Here is a 16,218-nt window from a genome sequence, read left to right on the forward strand (position 1 = left end):
GTGGTGAGGTCGGATCAGTAGACGTCGACGATGGTCGGGTCGAGGTTGTACTCGGCGGCGATCTCGGCGAGCGTGCCGTCGTCGTAGATCGCGCGCAGGCCCTCGGCCACCGCGGGGCTCAGCGCGTCGTCCTTGCGGGTGAAGACGCCGAACGTGGTGTCGGGCGGGAAGACGTCTGCCGCGATCGCCAGGCGACCCTCGTTCTGCGTCTCCATATAGGCAGCGCCCACGTTGGTCTCGATGAGGGCATCGGCGAGGCCGTTGACGACGGCCAGCACGGTCTCGGCCGTCTTCGGGTAGCTCTGGATGTTCACCGCGTCGTCGGCGCACGCACCCTCGTTCAGGCTCTGCAGCGTCGCCTCGTTGGCGCTGGCGGCCTGCGCCGCGACCGTGAGGCCACACAGGTCGGACTGCTCGGTGATCGAGGGCGCGTTCTCCGGGGTGGCGAGGATCGCGGGTCCGGCGTTCATCACCGGCGACGCGTCTGCGATCTCGAGCCGCTCCTCGCTCATGTAGAGGCCGCCGAAGATCACGTCGCAGGTGCTCGACTGGAGGCCCGGCATGAGGCCGTCGAAGCTGGTCACGACGTAGTTGGTCTCGACGCCCCAGTGGTCGGCGAGCGCCTCGATGCTGTCGGCGTCGAAGCCGACGATCTCGCCGTCGCTGCCGTTCTCGTAGTACTCCAGCGGCGGGTACTCGGGGTCGATGCAGGCCGAGAGCTGACCCTCGTTCACGAGGCCCTCCGGCGCGTTGCTGGATGCTTCGTCGCTCGCGGGAGCCGAGGACGTCGGCGTGCCGGCGGAGCATCCTGCGAGCAGGACCGCCGCGGCGGCGGCTGCGCCGAGGGCGCCAAATCGATTGTTCATGCTTCTCTCCATCGGAAGGGCACCCGCTGCGGCTGCCGTTGCCTCATCGTGGCGGTCGACGACACATGATGTCAAGCAACTTTGCAGTTGCGGCGTGTCGAAATGAGAAAGTTGCCACACAGAACCGACTTTCGGCCGCGCTGACAACCACGAAACGCGCCCGAAACAGAAAACTTGTAGAGGGATCCAGTCTGCTCCCCTACGCTGGAGCCATGGACGAACTCACCGAGGCCGCAGTGCAGCTGCTGCGCCGCGACGGCCGCCTGTCGTTCAGCGAGATCGCGCGGCAGCTCGGCACGACCCGGGCTGCGATCACCGCGCGGGTCACCCCACTGCTGGAGACGGGCGGTCTGCGGATCCTCGCCGCCGTCCATCCACGCGTTCGAGGACTGCACTCGCTCGCGCACCTCTCGTTCCGCGTCGCCGGCTCGACGGCACCGCTGCTCGAGCGCATGGACCAGCTCGACTCCCCCGTCTTCATCTCCGAGACCGTGGGGCCCTTCGCGGTGGCGGCCGAGGTGCACACCCGCGACCGGCACGAGCTGCAGGCCGCGATGCGGCTGCTGCGCGGTGCCGAGGGCGTGGTCGACATGCAGGTGACGCTGTACGAGCAGGTGCTCAACAGCTTCTTCCTCGGAGCGGAGCCCGACAGCGAGCAGCATCTCGACGACGCCGACCTCGCGCTCATCGCCGAGCTGCAGCGCGATGGCCGCGTCGGCTACGCCGAGCTCGCCGCTGCCAGCGGCCTGTCGATCAACGGTGCGCGCGGGCGCGTGCAGCGGATGCTCGACCTCGGCATCATGCGCATCGGCGCCGTGCGCCAGCGCTCCGACACGACCCGCAACTTCCTCTTCGGCCTCGGCATCACGCTGCACGACGCGGGCGAAGCGGCGATCGAGCTGATCGCCAAGCGGCCGGGGCTCGAGTTCCTCGCCCGCGCCTACGGCCGGTTCGACCTGATCGCGACGGCGCCCTTCGCGTCATTCGACGAGCTCTACGAGCTGCTCGACACCCTGCGCGCGCTCGATGGCGTGCTGGCCGTCGACACCTGGCTGCATGCGCGCATCCGTCGGGAGCGCTATCAGTTCGCGCAGCAGCGTCAGTCGCGCGGCGCCATCGCCGAGAGCAGCTCGTAGACCGCGTGGCTCGCGGCGACCGCCGTCATCTGCGCGTGGTCGTAGGCCGGGGCGACCTCCACCACGTCGGCGCCGACGATCTCGAGGTGCGCCATCGCGCGGAGGATGCGCAGCAGCTCGCGGCTCGTCAGCCCGCCCGCCTCCGGCGTGCCGGTGCCGGGCGCGTGGGCGGGATCGAGCACGTCGATGTCGATCGAGATGTAGACCTTCGCGTCTCCGATCCGCTCGAGCAGCCGGTCGATGGCCGCCTGCACGCCCCGCTCCTCGATCTCGACGGCGGTGATCGGCACGAACCCGAGGTGCTCGTCATCGACGAGATCCTGCTGGCTGTAGAGGGGTCCGCGAATGCCCACGTGGGCGCTCGCCGTCAGGTCGATGAGCCCCTCCTCGCTCGCGCGACGGAAGGGCGTGCCGTGCGTGACGGGTGCGCCGAAGTAGGTGTCCCAGGTGTCGAGGTGCGCGTCGAAGTGCACCACGGCGACCGGCCCGTGGATGGCGTGCGTTGCGCGCAGCAGCGGCAGCGCGATCGTGTGGTCGCCGCCGATCGTGACCAGGCGCGTGCCGTTCGCCGTCAGCTCGCGCGCGTGCGCCTCGATGTCGGCGACCGCCTCGTCGATCGAGAAGGGGTTGACGGCCATGTCGCCCGCGTCGACGACCTGCTGGCTGCCGAAGGGCGCCACCTGCTGCGCGGGATTCCAGGGCCGCAGGAGGCGGCTGATCTCTCGCACGTGCGCCGGCCCGAAGCGGGCACCGGGCCGGAAGCTGACGCCGCTGTCGAATGGCACACCCACGACGGCGATGTCCGCGTGCTGCACCTCGTCGATGCGGGGCAGCCGAGCGAAGGTGGCGATGCCCGCAAAGCGGGGCACGCGGCTGGCGTCGACGGGTCCGATGGGCTCGGTCACAGTGGGCTCCTGACGTGGCTGGGGATCGCATCGCACGCTACACGGGCGGGGTGGGCCGGGGCCGGTCGCCAGCCGCTCGAGGGATCGCGCGACGTGCCGAAGCCGTGCCGCATCCGCGATCCCCGCACGGCACTCCGCGTGTCCTCCGTCACCATCGCCGACACGCGGCAGGCTGGTGCTGCACCCGAACCACAGGAGCCAACGATGCCCGACGACCGCCGCACCGATGCCGACGACCACCTCGCGGCATACCTCAACGAGCACCTGCTCGCCTCCGAGGGCGGCGTGCAGGCGTTCAAGGCCGCTGCCCGCACCTTCGAGGGCACCAAGCACGAGCGCGATCTGCTCGCGCTCGCTGACGAGATCGCCCGCGATCGGGGCGATCTCGCTCGCCTCATCCAGCAGCTCGGCTTCCGGCCGAAGGGCTGGAAGCGCCTGCTCACGCTGGCGCTGCGGGCCGGCGGCAGCGTCAATCCGGTCAACCTGCTGCGCCTGCGCCGCAGCTCGATGGCGCAGTTCGAGCTCGACTTCCTCACCGGCGCCGTGCGCGCGAAGCGGTCGATGTGGGACGCGCTGCTCGAGCTCGCCGAGGATGACCCGCGCTTCGAGGATCGGATGCTGCGAGCGCTGCAGCTGCGCGCCGACCAGCAGATCGAGCAGTTGGTGCGGATCAATCGCGAGACGGTGCGCGAGCGCTTCCTGCGCGGCGACGCCTGACGCTCGGCGCCTGACGCTCGCCGCTGCCGCGCGCATGCAGCCTCTCTGCGGTGGCGCGGCGCCGGCGGCTTGCACCGATCCGCCAGCCGCGCCAGGCTGAGCCTGTACCCCGCGACGTCGACCAGAGGAGGCAGCGTGACCACCGCCATCGTCGTCGGCGCCGGCCCCAACGGGCTCACGGCAGCCGCCGTGCTGGCGCGCGCCGGGATCGAGGTCACGGTGCTCGAGCGGCTGCCGCAGATCGGTGGCGCCGCGGCATCCGCGCCCGCCTTCGGCGATCAGGCGATCATCGATCTGGGCGCAGCCGGCCACCCGTTCGGTGCGACCAGTCCGGCGTTCCGCTCGCTCGGGCTCGAGCAGCACGGGCTCGAGTGGGTGCACGCCGACTATCCGATGGCGCATCCGCTGCCGGGTGGCCGAGCCGCGATCCTGCACCGCGATGCCGAGCAGACCGCCCGCGAGCTGGGCGTCGACGCGCGCGCGTGGCTGCGCATGCACGCGCCCACCACCGCCAACCCCTACGCGACGACCGAGGCCATCATGGCCCCGCTCATCCGCATCCCCGACGACCCCCTGCTGCTCGCTCGCATCGGCATGCGCGGTGCCTGGCCCGCCAGCCTGCTGGCGCGCTCGGTCTTCCGCTCCGGGGCGGCGCAGGCGCTCTTCGCCGGCAGCGCGACGCACGCGACGCTGCCGCTCGGCGCGCCGATCACGAGCGCGTTCGCTGTCGCGTTCGGCGGGCTCGGCCACGCCACGGGGTGGCCCTTCGCGCGCGGCGGCACGCAGTCGATCGCCGATGCGCTGGCGCGCGTCGCCGAGGCGGCCGGCGCACGCATCGAGACCGGCGTCGAGGTCACCGACCTGCGCGACCTGCGTGCCGACGTGGTGCTGCTCGATCTCACCCCGCACCAGCTGCTGCGCCTCGCCGGCCTCGACCTCTCCGGCAGCTACACCCGCAGGCTCGCGAACTGGCGCTACGGCCCGGGCGTCTCGAAGCTCGACCTATTGCTCGACGGCCCGGTGCCGTGGGCGGATGCGCGGGTGGCGCGGGCGGGCACCGTGCACGTGGGCGGCACCCTGGCCGAGATCGCCGCCGCCGAATCCGACGTCGCGCGCGGTCGCATGCCGGAGCGACCGTTCGTGCTCGTGACGCAGCCGACCGCCGCCGACGCCGAGCGCGCACCGGCGGGCAAGCACCTGGTGTGGGCGTACGCGCATGTGCCGCACGCCTGGCCGGGCGACGCATCCGCCGCCATCGAGGCGCAGATCGAGCGCTTCGCGCCGGGCTTCCGCGATCGCATCCTCGAGCGGCGTGCGATGCCGCCTGCCGCGCTCGAGCTGTGGAACTCGAATCTCGTGGGCGGCTCGATCGGCGGTGGCTCGCTGGCCGGCACGCAGCAGCTGGCGCGCCCGACGCTCGCGAATCCGTACCGCGTGCCGACGCCCGGCCGCGTCTTCCTCTGCTCGTCGTCGACCCCGCCCGGTGGCGGTGTGCACGGCATGAGCGGCTGGTACGCGGCGAAGGCGGCGCTGCAGGACTGCGGTCTGGAGCCGGGCTGAGCCGACGAAGTCCGCGTAGTCCGCCGTTGCTAGATTGACGAGCGTGAACCCGTCTCCCTCCCCCAGCGGATCGTTCGATAGCTTCGGGTTCCTCACCGGACTCGCCAGCTTCACTGGTGGCACCATGCTGTTCGGTCTGCTCATCTGGGCCGCAGGAACGTTCCTCGTCGCCTACGCCACGTATTGGCTCATTCGTCTCGCAGTCCGGCACGGGACGATGGACACCGCGCGCTGGAAGGCGGCTGGCGGCACACACCGGTCGGCGCGCCAGCAGGTCGCCCCCGCCCGCCGAGCGGCGCCGGCGCGACGCGCACAGCGCCCGGGCCGGTCGAGCAGGCACGTCGGGGTGCCGCCGCGAAACACGCTCGAGTGGTGATGCTCGGGATCACGACGTGCAGCGGGTCGCGCAACGGGTCGCGCATTTGCCGACCGGTTCGCCCCGCCTGTGCTGGCGGCATCCGAGCGAAGCGCGGGAGCTAGCCGTGGCCAGCGTGCAGATGCGCGTGCTCGCGACGCTGCTCGGGCTCGTCTACAAGCGCCGGTTCGCGACGGCGGCAGCCGGGCGCGCCATGCTCGAGCGGCCGAAGCGGTCGTCGCAGCCGCCGAGCTCGCTGACGGCACGGTGCACCGTGAGAAGTGCCGCCATCGGCGGCTTCGACGTCCACGTGGTGCGCACCAAGGATGCGGGCAGCGCCGCCGGCACCGGGCCCGCGGTCGTCTACCTGCACGGCGGCGCCTACTGCAACGAGATCGTCGCGCAGCACTGGAGTCTCATCGCGGATCTCGCCGAGCAGACCGGCGCCGAGGTGCACGTGCCGATCTATGGCTTGGCGCCGCAGCACGACGGCCTCGAGGCGCTCGCCTTCGTCATGGAGATGCTGGGCGAGCTCGGCGCCGAGGGTCGTCCCGTGCACCTGATCGGTGACTCCGCGGGTGGCGGGCTCGCGCTCGTTGCCGCGCAGGCGGCGGTCGACCGCGCCGACATCCGACTCCTGGGCGCGACCCTCATCGCGCCATGGCTCGATCTGTCGATGAGCAATCCCGAGGTCGACGCGATCGAGCCGACCGATCCCTGGCTGGCGCGCGCGGGCCTGCGCCCGATCGCCGAGTCATGGGCCAACGGCACCGATCTCCGAGACCCGAGGCTGAGCCCCCTCTACGGCGATCTGCAGGGGCTGCCGCCCATCGAGATCTGGGTAGGCACGCGCGACATCACGCTGCCCGACTGCCGCGTGCTGCGCGACCGGCTGCCGGCGGCGACGCTCGCCGGCTATCACGAGCTCGACGGCGCCGTGCACGTCACGCCGCTGCTGCCCGTGCCGGAGGGCACGGCGAGTCGTCGATCGATCATCGAGAACCTGGCGCGCCGCCTGGCGGACGCGAGCCGGCGCACCGCCGACCCCGCCTGACCCGACAGCGCGGCACTTGTCGCCCGCCGCCCGGCGCGCGACGCTAGATGCGAGCGGATGAGCGGAGGTGACCGATGGAATGGGCAGCAGCCGTCGCCTGGCTCGACGCCCCGCACGCGGAGCTCGCCCGGCAGGTGCTGCAACGCGGCACGGCCGTGATCTTCGCCGTCGCATTCCTGTCGACGCTGCTGCAGTTCCCGGCGCTGCTCGGCGAGCGCGGCCTGCTCCCGGCGCCGCGCTTCATCGCTGCCGGTGCGTTGGAGGGCCAGCCCAGCATCTTCCGCTTGCACTACTCGGATCGCTTCCTGCGCATCCTCTGCGTCGTCTGCATCGTGATCGCTGTCGCGCTGGTCGCCGGGCTGCCACAGCTGGGGCCACCGTGGGTGCCGATGCTCGCGTTCCTCGTGCTGTGGGCCGTCTACCTCTCGATCCTGCCGATCGGGCAGGTGTTCTACGGCTTCGGCTGGGAGCTGCTGCTGTGCGAGGCGGGGTTCCTGGTGGCGTTCCTGGGCTCGGATGCGACGGCTCCCCCGACGCTCGTCGTGCTGCTGGTCGTGTGGCTGGTGTTCCGGCTGGAGTTCGGCGCCGGCATGATCAAGATCCGCGGCGGCCGCGAGTGGCGCGACCTCACGGCGCTCACCTTCCACCACGAGACGCAGCCGATGCCGGGCCCGCTCAGCCGCACCGCGCACCTGCTGCCGCGCTGGTTCCACAAGGGAGAGGTGCTCGGCAACCACGTCGCGCAGCTGGTCGCGCCCTGGCTGCTGTTCGCGCTGCTCCTGCCCTGGCCCGGCTCCGCGATCGCGAGCGCCGCGGCCGCGGTCGTGATCCTCACGCAGCTGTGGCTCGTGCTCACCGGCAACTTCGCCTGGCTCAACTGGATCACGATCGTGCTCGCGTTCGCCGCCGTGGACGACCGTGCGGTGTCGTGGCTGCTGCCCGCCTGGCCCGCCGAGCACGGCTATGCGCCGACGCCGGTCTGGTTCAGCATCCTCGCCACCGTCGTCTTCATCGGCTACGCGTGGCTGTCGATGCCCGCGGTGCGCAATCTGCTCTCGCGCCGACAGCTCATGAATGCGTCGTTCAACCGGCTGCGGCTCGCGAACGCCTACGGCGCCTTCGGCACCGTCACGAAGGTGCGCGACGAGATCGTCGTCGAGGGCACGATGCGGGAGCGGCTGACGGGGTCGGATGCGCCGAGTGACGACGGCTGGGTGGAATACGGGTTCAAGGGCAAGCCCGGCGACGTGCGGCGGGTGCCGGGGTGGTTCGCGCCGTACCATCTGCGGCTCGACTGGATGATGTGGTTCCTGGCGCTCGGGGCACGCGGACCGTGGTTCCGAGCACTGCTGCACCGGCTGCTGGAGGCCGACGAGCCGACGCTGCGGCTGCTCGGGAAGGATCCGTTCGACGGTGAGCGACCCGCGTGGGTGCGGGCGCGGGTCTACCGCTACCGCTTCGCCACGCACGCCGAGCATCGGGCGACCGGGCAGGTGTGGATGCGGGAGGATCGCGGACTGCTGGTCGACCCGATGCGCCTCGGCCGAGGCGGAGGGGCTGGCTCGGTCGGGTAGATCGCGGCGGCGCTCAACAGCGACAAGACTGCAGAGATCAGCGAGGACCGCCTGCTCGCGCTATCAGTCGTACTGTCGCGCCGCGGCCCAGTCGACCCGCTCCCGGATCGCGCGCAGCGCGAACACGACCGAGACCACTCCCGATTGCGGCTGGGCGACCTGCATGACCCGGTCGTAGAGCGCGTCGATCGCGTCCTTGGACGACTTCGAGGCCGCATCAACGTCGCGAGCGCCGTGCCACGCATACAGGTGCTGGGCGAGCGCTTCGACGGCGTCGGCGGCAAGCTGCCGCTCGTCCTGCTCGAGCGTGACGACGACCGGTCGCTGCTCCCACGCGGCGCTCGCGATCGCCTCGAGCACGTCCTCCATGCGGTGCACGACCGAGCGCAGCGCGGTCAACGCCTGCTCGTCGGACTGCAGGTCGTGCTTGTGCCACAGCATCCGGATGTTGAGGCGGCGCGCATTCCGTGCCTCTTCGATCTGCGTACCGAGGTCTTCGACGGCAACGCGCAGCTCAGGCCCCCAGCCGGCCCAGTCCTCGCGCTCGGGCGGCCAGTCGCCGCGCATGGTCTCCGCGAGCACATCCACGCGTCGCGCGAGGTCGTTGACGGCGTCGCGAATCTGCTTACGCGCCTCGCGGTCGTAGAGCGCCGGGGCGAGAGCGTTGACGAGCACGCCGATCGCCATACCGAGCGTGAACTGGCCGACGTAGCCGATCGCGTAGCCGTCCGCGTCGATGCCACCGAAGATGATGACGAGCACGCCGACGACCGGCACCATCGCCGCGCCCGCCGTGAACCGCGGCACGCCCTGCAGCAGCACGGCGACGGCGCCGATGAGGCCGATCTCGAGGATGCCGTTCCAATCCATCAGGATCATGAACATCCCGAGCGCTGCGCCGACGGTCATGCCGATCGCCTGCTGCAGCGCCGTGCGCGCGATCGTGAACACGCTCGTGCCGATCGCGACGAACGCGCCGAGCGGCGCCGCGTAGGCATAGTCGGCCAAGTCGCCGCCCAGCCGGTTGGCGACGATCCAGGCGAGCATGGCGGCGACCGCGGTGCGGACGGCGATGAGCACGCGGTAGAGCGGAACGGCTCGCTTGACCTTGCGCTTGGCGGCTCGGGCACCCGACTTCGCCTCCGGGGGGATCGAGCCGATCACGCCCCCGATCAGCTCACCGGATGTGTCGTCGCCCGCAGGCGGGTCATCCATCGGCGCGTCGGTCGGTTCCTCGGCTCGAGCCACGGCATCAACTTAGCCCGCGCGCCTCAAAGGTCAATGGGTTCAGGAGGGCGTGAGGGCTCGGAGCGCTCCGAGCGCGGACGCAGCGCTCCTCGCGGCACAGCGAACGGGGCCGTCCGCTGCGGGACGACCCCGTTCGGGATGTGCGCATCAGGCGAGCATCTGGCGCGCGAGCGCGTCGAGGTTGCGCTGCTCGCGAGCTTCGAGCGCCGCCTCGTAGGCGAGCTGCTCGCGTTGCTGCTGCTCATCGCGATGGGGCTGCATGGCCCATCGCTCGAGCACGCGGGATGCCTGCAGTGCGAGCCGGCGAGGGGCCGGCAGCGCGAGTGACATGGTTGACATGGTGTGCTGCTTTCTGGCATAGCGATATCGCCCCTGCATTTGGGCGTCTGAAATCGCGATCAATTGCTGATCGATGGCGCGGCGAATGCCGCATTGCATTCACGCGAATGCGTGCATCGCGGAATGCGGTCGGGTCGCCTCGTCAAGCGAGGCCGACCGGTCGCCGCCGGGCGTCGGCGTGCGGTGATGGGACTCACGCAGAGGTCGCAGGCCAACGATGGCCTGGCAGAAGCGATGCTGGGAGAGCATCGGCGACGTTCAGCCGCTGCGTGCTGCCGCTAGGAGACTCCGCCCGGAAGAAGGGCTCCAGCGGTCTGGATGATCGTGTCAAACATCGCGAGCTCCTCCTTTCTGTTCGGACGCGGGGGTCGCGATGACGAAGATATCGGCATCGAGCATGGAATTGCAAGCGCATTGCCGAACTTTCTCGAGCGAATTGCCGTGGCGTGTGGGACTTACGGGTCGACCCTTCGCGGGGCTCCCAGCCTGACCCCATCTGTGACGAGCTAGCATCCTTCCCGCGAAAGACCTCCGCGCACGCAAGCCCTGCGCATCCGGGGGGCTCCGTTCCGTTGGCATGAGAGGGCACCATGACACTCGCCGCAGGCACTCGGATCGGACTGGCTGGCGCGGCGGTCGTCGGGGTCGCCTTCGGCATGGCGCGCTACGCCTACGGTCTGACGCTGCCCGACATCCGGGAGGAGCTGGACCTCTCGGAGCTGGTGCTGGGGTTGATCTCGAGCGCGACGTTCGTCGGCTATCTCTTCGGTCTGCTGCTTGCCGGGTGGCTCGCGAGTCGGCGTGGCTCGCGCGCTCCGACGACCCTCGGCGGCGTCTGCGGCGCGCTCGGCGCACTGATCGTGACCGTCGCGCAGCCACCCTGGCTGCTGGCGGTCGGCGCCATCCTGGCCGGCAGCGCGGGCGGTCTGGTGTGGGCGCCCTATTCCGACATCGTGACGCGCGACGTGCCGCGGCAGCAGCAGTCGAGGGCGCTGGCGCTCATCACAACGGGCACGACTGGCGGGCTGGTGCTGCTCGGCGGACTGGCCGTACTGGCCATGGTGGGCCACTGGCGCCTGGTCTGGGCAGGCATCGCCCTGGCCGCTGTGGCCGCCGCTCTGCTGAACCTTCGGCTGGTGCCGAAGACCGAGCCGGAAGCGCGCCAAGGCGGACTCGCTGCCATGGCCTCGCTGGTGCGGGCGCTGTGGGTGCCCGCTTCGTATGCGCTGGTCTACTTCGCCGTCGTCGTCATCTACTTCACCTACGCCGCCGATGCGCTCGACGACGAATCGCTCCCGGCCGTCGCTGTGCCCGCGCTCTACGCGGCCGTCGGCTTCAGCGGGATCGTTGCCCTCGCCACCGGAACCTTCGCCCGGCGCCTCGGAGCGGCGCGAGTCGCTGCGGCCTGCTTGGCGATCGTCGGTGCGGCGCTGGCGCTCCTCGGCTTTGCCGACGACTCGCTGATCACGACGATGATCTCGGCGGTCGTCTTCGGCGCCGGCTACATGACCGGGTCGGCGGTGCTCGCGATCTGGACCGCAGAGCTCGCCCAGGAGCGTGCGAGCGCTGCCTTCACGGCGTGCCTAGTTGTGGGCGCAGTCAGCTCGGTCGTGGCACCGGCCATCGCAGGTGCCGTGATCCCGGGAGCGGGGCTAGCAGTGCTGCTCCTCGCCACGGCTGTCGTCTCGCTGGTCAGCGGGATCGCGCTGATGCTGATGAGTCGCTCTCGGCAGGCGACCGAGGTAGCGATCGCTGAGTGAGCAGCTTCGGGCGGCCGCGTCCTGTGGAGAGACCGTTCCGCGCTGTCTGGCACTCGCGTAGCCTGCCCCCATGATCGGCAGGATCGGGACAGCCTTCGCCGTCGCGGCGGTGGCGGCGCTGGTGGTGGTCGGGTGCACGCCGGAGGATCCGGTCGAGACAGCCAGTGTTTCCGCGACCGAGCCGGCCGCGTCTGGCGTGCCCGATGAGCAAGAGATACTGGACGACGCGTTCGCCACCGCGCGCGAGTTCTATCGGCTCGTCGATGAAGGCTTTGCCACCGGCGAGCTTTCGGACGCGGCGCTGCAACGCGTCGCCACCGCTGAGGCGATCGCGAAAGTTCAAAGCGAACTCGATGAATTCACTGGCCTGGGCTGGACGCTCAACGGCACCTCCAGCCTTGATAGCCCCGCCTTGACACGTTGGGACGATTGGTCGGACGCGAGCGGCACCATCGAAGTGCTCGCATGCCTTGACACTTCCAACGTCGTGACAATGAACGCTGCCGGCGAACCCGTTACTGGCGGCGAGCCGCGACAGCCTCGGCTCTTCACTGTGAAGCACGATGAGTCGGGGATGCGAGTCGCAGATCTGACCCCGGTCGATCCGAACACGGAGCTCGCGGGATGCGGCTAGTAGCGGGCCTGATTCTCATACTCGGCTTCGCTGGGTTGTTCGAGACGGCATCACCCTCGCCAGTAGTCCGCGGGTGCGACGGACCAGTCGGCGGAATCGTCGGCGGCTATGCGCAGGTCGGAATCGACTGCTCCGGACGAGAAGATCCTGGCATTCAGCCTCCGGGCGAATTGACGCAGACCGAGCTAGACCAACTGTGGGACGACTACGTGGACAGCTTGATTCAGGCTTGCCGAGATTCCGCATCTGGCTCAATCGCTGCCGCGCGGTGCGATGACCTGCTGATTGTTCGTGGCCCGGGCACGCCGCCGATTGCGGGCACACCCGTGATCACCATCAGCGACCTCGCTCGGTTCAGGCCGCTCGTCGGCGAGCTTGTCGTCGAACCCGAGGGGTGGGGAGTCGTCGGTACGCCGACCAACTTCTATGCCACGGCCGAGACGCACTCGATCGACGGCGAACTGTTCGACGCTCCGATCGAGGTCAGGTGGACGCCCAGCTCGTACCGCTTCGACTACGGGGACGGGACGATCGAGGAGACCCAAGCATCCGGCGCACCCTGGAACGGTCCCGACGAGTCGTGGACAGAGACGAGCACGAGCCACACGTACTCCGACCGGGAAGACGTGACCGCATCCGTCACCGTCGTCTTCACCGCGGAGGTCAATGCTGGCGGCGGGTGGTTCGCCGTGCCGGGCAGTCTGCCCGTGGACGCACCGAGCGTGAGCGTCAAGCTCTTCGACGTCGACACCGTGCTGACCGATGGTGACTGCACGGCGAACTCCAGCGCGGCAGGCTGCGGTTGACCTCAGCCCGCGGCTTCGTCATAGAGTCGCGGCATGACGACTTCTTCGCTGGGCTGGGGCATCCTCGGTGCCGGACGCATCGCACACCTGTTCGCTCGTGACCTGCGCACGGGAGGCCACCGCATCGCTGCGGTCGGCAGCCGCGATGCGCAGCGCGCGCAGGCGTTCGCCGACGAGTACTCGATCAAGAACGTGCACGAGGGCTACGAGGCGCTCGCCGCCGATCCCGAGGTCGACGTCATCTACATCGCCACGCCCCACTCGCACCACCTGCAGCACGCGCTGCCCGCGATCGAGGCAGGCAAGCACCTGCTGATCGAGAAGGCATTCACCACCACGGGCGATGACGCGCAGCAGATCGTCGATGCAGCCCGCGCCAAGGGCGTGTTTGTCATGGAGGCGATGTGGACGCGCTTCCTCCCGACGATGGAAGCCGTGCGGGCCCGCATCGCCGCGGGTGACCTGGGCGAGATCGTGAGCATCACGGCCGACCACTCGCAGGTGCTCGACCTCTCCCCCGGCAGCCGTCTCATCGAACCGTCGCTGGGCGGCGGCGCGCTGCTCGACCTGGGCGTCTACTGCGTCTCGCTCGCGAGTGCCTTCCTCGGGCCCGTCACGCGCATCCAGGCGGCGGGAGTCGTCGATGACCAGGACGTCGACCACCGCGGGGCCGCGATGCTCGAGCACGCTGGCGGCGGCTCGTCCTCCGTCACCTTCTCAATGGAGACGCTGGGCTCGAATCGCGCGGTCATTGCCGGCACCAAGGGCGTCATCGAGCTCGACCCCGCGTTCTATGTCTCCACGGCGTTCACGCGACGTGACGTATCCGACCACCATGCCGTTGCGGAGGCCTACACGCCCTCGATCGAGGGGCGCGGCATGCAGTTCCAGGCCGCCGAGGTCGAGCGATGCATCGCCGCCGGGCAGCTCGAGAGCGAGCTCATGCCGCTCGATGAGACGGTCGCCATCATGCGGGTGATGGACGAGATCGCGCGGCAGATGCGACGCGAGGACTGACGCGAGCGCCGTCAGCTAGCGGCGGCCTCGCGCGCGGCGATGCGCTCTTGAACCTCGGGCCGTCGCAGTGGCGGGACGGTCTTCGGAGGCTGGCGCCGCTCGGGCAGATCCTCGAGCAGGTGCTGCGTGATGTGAGCGACCTCGGCGACCGCGCGCTCGAAGACGTCGCTCGTGCGCTCAGTCGGATGCGTGATGCCCGACACCTTGCGCACGTATTGCCGGGCGGCGGCCTCGATCTCGGTCTCGTTCGCGGCGGGCTCAAGGCCGCGGAGCACGGTGATGTTCCTGCACATGGCTTCACGGTACGCGCGCGTCGCCGACGACAACAGGTGCCTGCCCCTGCAGTCGCGCCCCTCGTCGCGCTGCCGCACCTCGAGACACACGCGAGGGTGACTTCTCCACAGGCGGTGCTCGCGCACGGCACCGTGTCGGCGGTGCACGCTAACCTATTCGAACAAACGTTCGAGGGAATGGGTTCCCATCCCACGAGACGCGAGGGAAACGGAGTCGACGGTGATCAGGAGCGAGCGAGCAGCAGCGGCAGTCGCGGCAGTCCGCGCGGCATTCGTCGATGCCGACTCGCTCTCCACCGCTTCGAACCAGGAGGTGGCCGACCTGCTCGCTCTCACGGCTGCCGCAGCCAGGTTGTTGGAGGCACAGCAGGTGCGGCTGGCAGGAGCGATCGCGGAGCGCTCCAAGGGCTCGGACGACGATTCCATCTGCCGGGTGCTGGGCGCCCGAAATGCGCGGGCAGCGATCGCATCGGCGTTCGGCATTCGCAGCCGCGACGCGGCCGAGCTCATGTCGATGGCCGCCGGCACGTCTGCACCGGTGAGCCTCACCGGCCAAGTCATCGCGGTCAAGTATCCGCGCGTGGCGCGCGCACTCGACGACGGCGACCTCTCGCTCGCTCAGGCTCGAGCCATCCTGACCACGCTCGAACCCGCGGCACCGCGCGCCGATCTTGACCAGTTGGCGTGGGCGGAGGGCTGCCTTGTGGATGCGGCAACCGACCCCGACTCACCGTTGGTGCCGGAACTGCTGGTCACCCAGGCGCGCGCCTACGTGGCAGTGCTCGACCCCGACGGCGTGCTGCCTGACAGCGAACGGCAGCGCGACCTTCGTTCGGCCCGCGTGTGGCAGCGACGCGACGGCGTGTGGCGCTTGGAGATCTTCAGCCCGGCCGAGTCGGGCTCGGCCCTCAAGACACTGACGGATGCGTACGAATCGCCGCGCAGCAAGGTCGCGTTCACCGACGACGAGCCGGCAGACGCAGCCGCGGGGGACGCCCCCGACAACGACCTGGCGGACATCGACGACCGCACACCGCAGCAGAAGCGGCACGACATCATCATGTCCATCATCGAGGCGCACGCCGCATCCGGTGAGGCGCCCGTCGCCGGCGGCGAAGTGCCGAGGCTCGTCTTCAACGGCAGCATCGAAGCCTTCGACGCCTACCAGCGGAACCAGGAGCACGCCGACCGCACGCTCACCATCGAGCACACCGGTGCGATCGTGCCGATCGAGACGGTGGATCGACTGCTGTGCAACGCCGTCGTGCAGCGTGCCCTCTTCGACGCCGAGGGGCATCTGCTCGACCTCGGGCGCGAGCAGCGCACGTTCAACCGCGCGCAACGTCGTGCGCTCGCTGTCAAGTACCGCGGTTGCGCGACTCCGGGATGCGGCTTCCCAGTCGCCTGGACCGAAGCGCATCACGTCGTCTGGTGGCAGCACGGCGGCCCTACCGACGTCAGCAACGGCATCCTGCTCTGCAGCCACTGCCACCACGAGGTGCATGCCGGCCGGCTACTCGTCGTCGGCACTCCCGGCGACTGGCGGGTCGTTGCTCAGCTGCGCCCTGCTGACCGCTACGCCCGCAACCGGCGCTCGGGAGTCGCACCGCGCACTCCCGATCCGCGCACGCTCGATGCGATCTCTCCTGACTCGATCGCTCCCGACTCGATCACCACTGGTCGACACGCAACGGTGGCGCACGCCGCGCCGCCGCCACTCGCGATCAAACTGCCAGAGGCACCCCTGAAACGGGCGCGCGACGCGACGCCGTCGCGGCGGCTCGACGAAAGCACAGCGTTCGGACGAGCCCGCCAGGCCGGTGGGCGGCGCGCACGCAGCAGCGATCAGTCCCAGCGCCAGTTGCGGCTTCGCCTGTCGTCCAGCCGTCGACGCGGGCGGCGGGTGTCGCCGATCGATCACCATCCCGCGCACACCATCGTCATGCGCCTGTGA

Annotated in this window: 15 protein-coding genes; 10 read left to right on the top strand and 5 right to left on the bottom strand. The window is 70.1% G+C overall.

Annotation, left to right across the window (positions count from 1 at the left end; genetic code table 11):
* Positions 1-14: 14 nt before the first annotated feature.
* Positions 15-866 carry a transporter substrate-binding domain-containing protein gene (locus ABG090_RS12000; RefSeq protein ID WP_347754802.1) on the bottom strand — a complete coding sequence of 284 codons (852 nt, stop codon included), beginning with the start codon at positions 864-866 and terminating at the stop codon, positions 15-17.
* A gap of 212 nt (positions 867-1,078) precedes the next feature.
* Here ABG090_RS12000 and ABG090_RS12005 point away from each other — a divergent pair, with 212 nt between their 5' ends.
* A complete protein-coding gene (locus ABG090_RS12005; RefSeq protein WP_347754805.1) occupies positions 1,079-2,002 on the top strand; it encodes an Lrp/AsnC family transcriptional regulator in 924 nt (307 codons plus the stop codon).
* Here the strand turns inward: ABG090_RS12005 and speB are convergent.
* Positions 1,966-2,907 (bottom strand): agmatinase, encoded by a 942-nt coding sequence (speB, locus tag ABG090_RS12010; protein ID WP_347754807.1) that lies wholly within the window; start codon positions 2,905-2,907, stop codon positions 1,966-1,968. The genes ABG090_RS12005 and speB overlap by 37 nt on opposite strands.
* A 204-nt stretch (positions 2,908-3,111) precedes the next feature.
* Between speB and ABG090_RS12015 the strand changes: the two genes are divergently transcribed.
* The 4 genes from ABG090_RS12015 to ABG090_RS12030 all read left to right on the top strand — a co-directional run bounded on the left by ABG090_RS12015 (position 3,112) and on the right by ABG090_RS12030 (position 8,167).
* On the top strand, positions 3,112-3,624 hold the full coding sequence (locus ABG090_RS12015) for a hypothetical protein (RefSeq protein WP_347754810.1): 513 nt from the start codon (positions 3,112-3,114) through the stop codon (positions 3,622-3,624).
* 135 nt (positions 3,625-3,759) lie between these two features.
* Positions 3,760-5,184 carry an NAD(P)/FAD-dependent oxidoreductase gene (locus ABG090_RS12020; RefSeq protein WP_347754812.1) on the top strand — a complete coding sequence of 475 codons (1,425 nt, stop codon included), beginning with the start codon at positions 3,760-3,762 and terminating at the stop codon, positions 5,182-5,184.
* A gap of 482 nt (positions 5,185-5,666) precedes the next feature.
* Positions 5,667-6,593: an alpha/beta hydrolase gene (locus tag ABG090_RS12025; RefSeq protein WP_347754815.1), complete on the top strand. Its 927-nt coding sequence runs from the start codon at positions 5,667-5,669 to the stop codon at positions 6,591-6,593.
* A 74-nt stretch (positions 6,594-6,667) separates the two neighbouring features.
* Positions 6,668-8,167 carry a lipase maturation factor family protein gene (locus tag ABG090_RS12030; RefSeq protein ID WP_347754817.1) on the top strand — a complete coding sequence of 500 codons (1,500 nt, stop codon included), beginning with the start codon at positions 6,668-6,670 and terminating at the stop codon, positions 8,165-8,167.
* 63 nt (positions 8,168-8,230) lie between these two features.
* On the opposite strand, the gene ABG090_RS12035 is transcribed toward ABG090_RS12030, so the two are convergent.
* Both ABG090_RS12035 and ABG090_RS12040 read right to left on the bottom strand, forming a co-directional pair.
* Positions 8,231-9,415, bottom strand: coding sequence for a hypothetical protein (locus ABG090_RS12035; protein ID WP_347754820.1), 1,185 nt, complete (start codon positions 9,413-9,415; stop codon positions 8,231-8,233).
* Positions 9,416-9,562: 147 nt separating this feature from the next.
* Positions 9,563-9,754 (bottom strand): hypothetical protein, encoded by a 192-nt coding sequence (locus ABG090_RS12040; RefSeq protein WP_347754823.1) that lies wholly within the window; start codon positions 9,752-9,754, stop codon positions 9,563-9,565.
* 590 nt (positions 9,755-10,344) lie between these two features.
* Between ABG090_RS12040 and ABG090_RS12045 the strand changes: the two genes are divergently transcribed.
* From ABG090_RS12045 to ABG090_RS12060, 4 genes are all read left to right on the top strand, one after another.
* Complete coding sequence (locus ABG090_RS12045; protein ID WP_347754825.1) at positions 10,345-11,514, top strand: MFS transporter; 1,170 nt, start codon at positions 10,345-10,347, stop codon at positions 11,512-11,514.
* Between the two features lie 70 nt (positions 11,515-11,584).
* The gene (locus ABG090_RS12050) at positions 11,585-12,148 is read left to right on the top strand and encodes a hypothetical protein (RefSeq protein WP_347754828.1); all 564 of its coding nucleotides are present in this window, start codon (positions 11,585-11,587) and stop codon (positions 12,146-12,148) included.
* 170 nt (positions 12,149-12,318) lie between these two features.
* Positions 12,319-12,954: a hypothetical protein gene (locus ABG090_RS12055; RefSeq protein ID WP_347754831.1), complete on the top strand. Its 636-nt coding sequence runs from the start codon at positions 12,319-12,321 to the stop codon at positions 12,952-12,954.
* Between the two features lie 33 nt (positions 12,955-12,987).
* Entirely contained in the window at positions 12,988-13,971 is a 984-nt protein-coding gene (locus ABG090_RS12060) for a Gfo/Idh/MocA family oxidoreductase (protein ID WP_347754833.1), read from the top strand.
* An 11-nt stretch (positions 13,972-13,982) separates the two neighbouring features.
* On the opposite strand, the gene ABG090_RS12065 is transcribed toward ABG090_RS12060, so the two are convergent.
* Positions 13,983-14,264 carry a DUF2277 domain-containing protein gene (locus ABG090_RS12065; RefSeq protein WP_347754836.1) on the bottom strand — a complete coding sequence of 94 codons (282 nt, stop codon included), beginning with the start codon at positions 14,262-14,264 and terminating at the stop codon, positions 13,983-13,985.
* Positions 14,265-14,484: 220 nt separating this feature from the next.
* Between ABG090_RS12065 and ABG090_RS12070 the strand changes: the two genes are divergently transcribed.
* Positions 14,485-16,218, top strand: a complete 1,734-nt coding sequence (locus ABG090_RS12070; protein WP_347754838.1) for a DUF222 domain-containing protein — start codon at positions 14,485-14,487, stop codon at positions 16,216-16,218.

The sequence above is a fragment of the Agrococcus sp. ProA11 genome, from assembly GCF_039880525.1.
GTDB classification, from domain to species: domain Bacteria; phylum Actinomycetota; class Actinomycetes; order Actinomycetales; family Microbacteriaceae; genus Agrococcus; species Agrococcus chionoecetis.

Excerpts from the sequence above, each read along its gene's own strand:
- ABG090_RS12015 (WP_347754810.1), top strand. The coding sequence starts at position 3,112 with ATGCCCGACGACCGCCGCACCGATGCCGACGACCACCTCGCGGCATAC.
- ABG090_RS12005 (WP_347754805.1), top strand. The coding sequence starts at position 1,079 with ATGGACGAACTCACCGAGGCCGCAGTGCAGCTGCTGCGCCGCGACGGC.
- ABG090_RS12045 (WP_347754825.1), top strand. The coding sequence starts at position 10,345 with ATGACACTCGCCGCAGGCACTCGGATCGGACTGGCTGGCGCGGCGGTC.
- ABG090_RS12065 (WP_347754836.1), bottom strand. The coding sequence starts at position 14,264 with ATGTGCAGGAACATCACCGTGCTCCGCGGCCTTGAGCCCGCCGCGAAC.
- ABG090_RS12050 (WP_347754828.1), top strand. The coding sequence starts at position 11,585 with ATGATCGGCAGGATCGGGACAGCCTTCGCCGTCGCGGCGGTGGCGGCG.
- ABG090_RS12000 (WP_347754802.1), bottom strand. The coding sequence starts at position 866 with ATGAACAATCGATTTGGCGCCCTCGGCGCAGCCGCCGCCGCGGCGGTC.
- ABG090_RS12030 (WP_347754817.1), top strand. The coding sequence starts at position 6,668 with ATGGAATGGGCAGCAGCCGTCGCCTGGCTCGACGCCCCGCACGCGGAG.
- ABG090_RS12040 (WP_347754823.1), bottom strand. The coding sequence starts at position 9,754 with ATGTCAACCATGTCACTCGCGCTGCCGGCCCCTCGCCGGCTCGCACTG.
- ABG090_RS12060 (WP_347754833.1), top strand. The coding sequence starts at position 12,988 with ATGACGACTTCTTCGCTGGGCTGGGGCATCCTCGGTGCCGGACGCATC.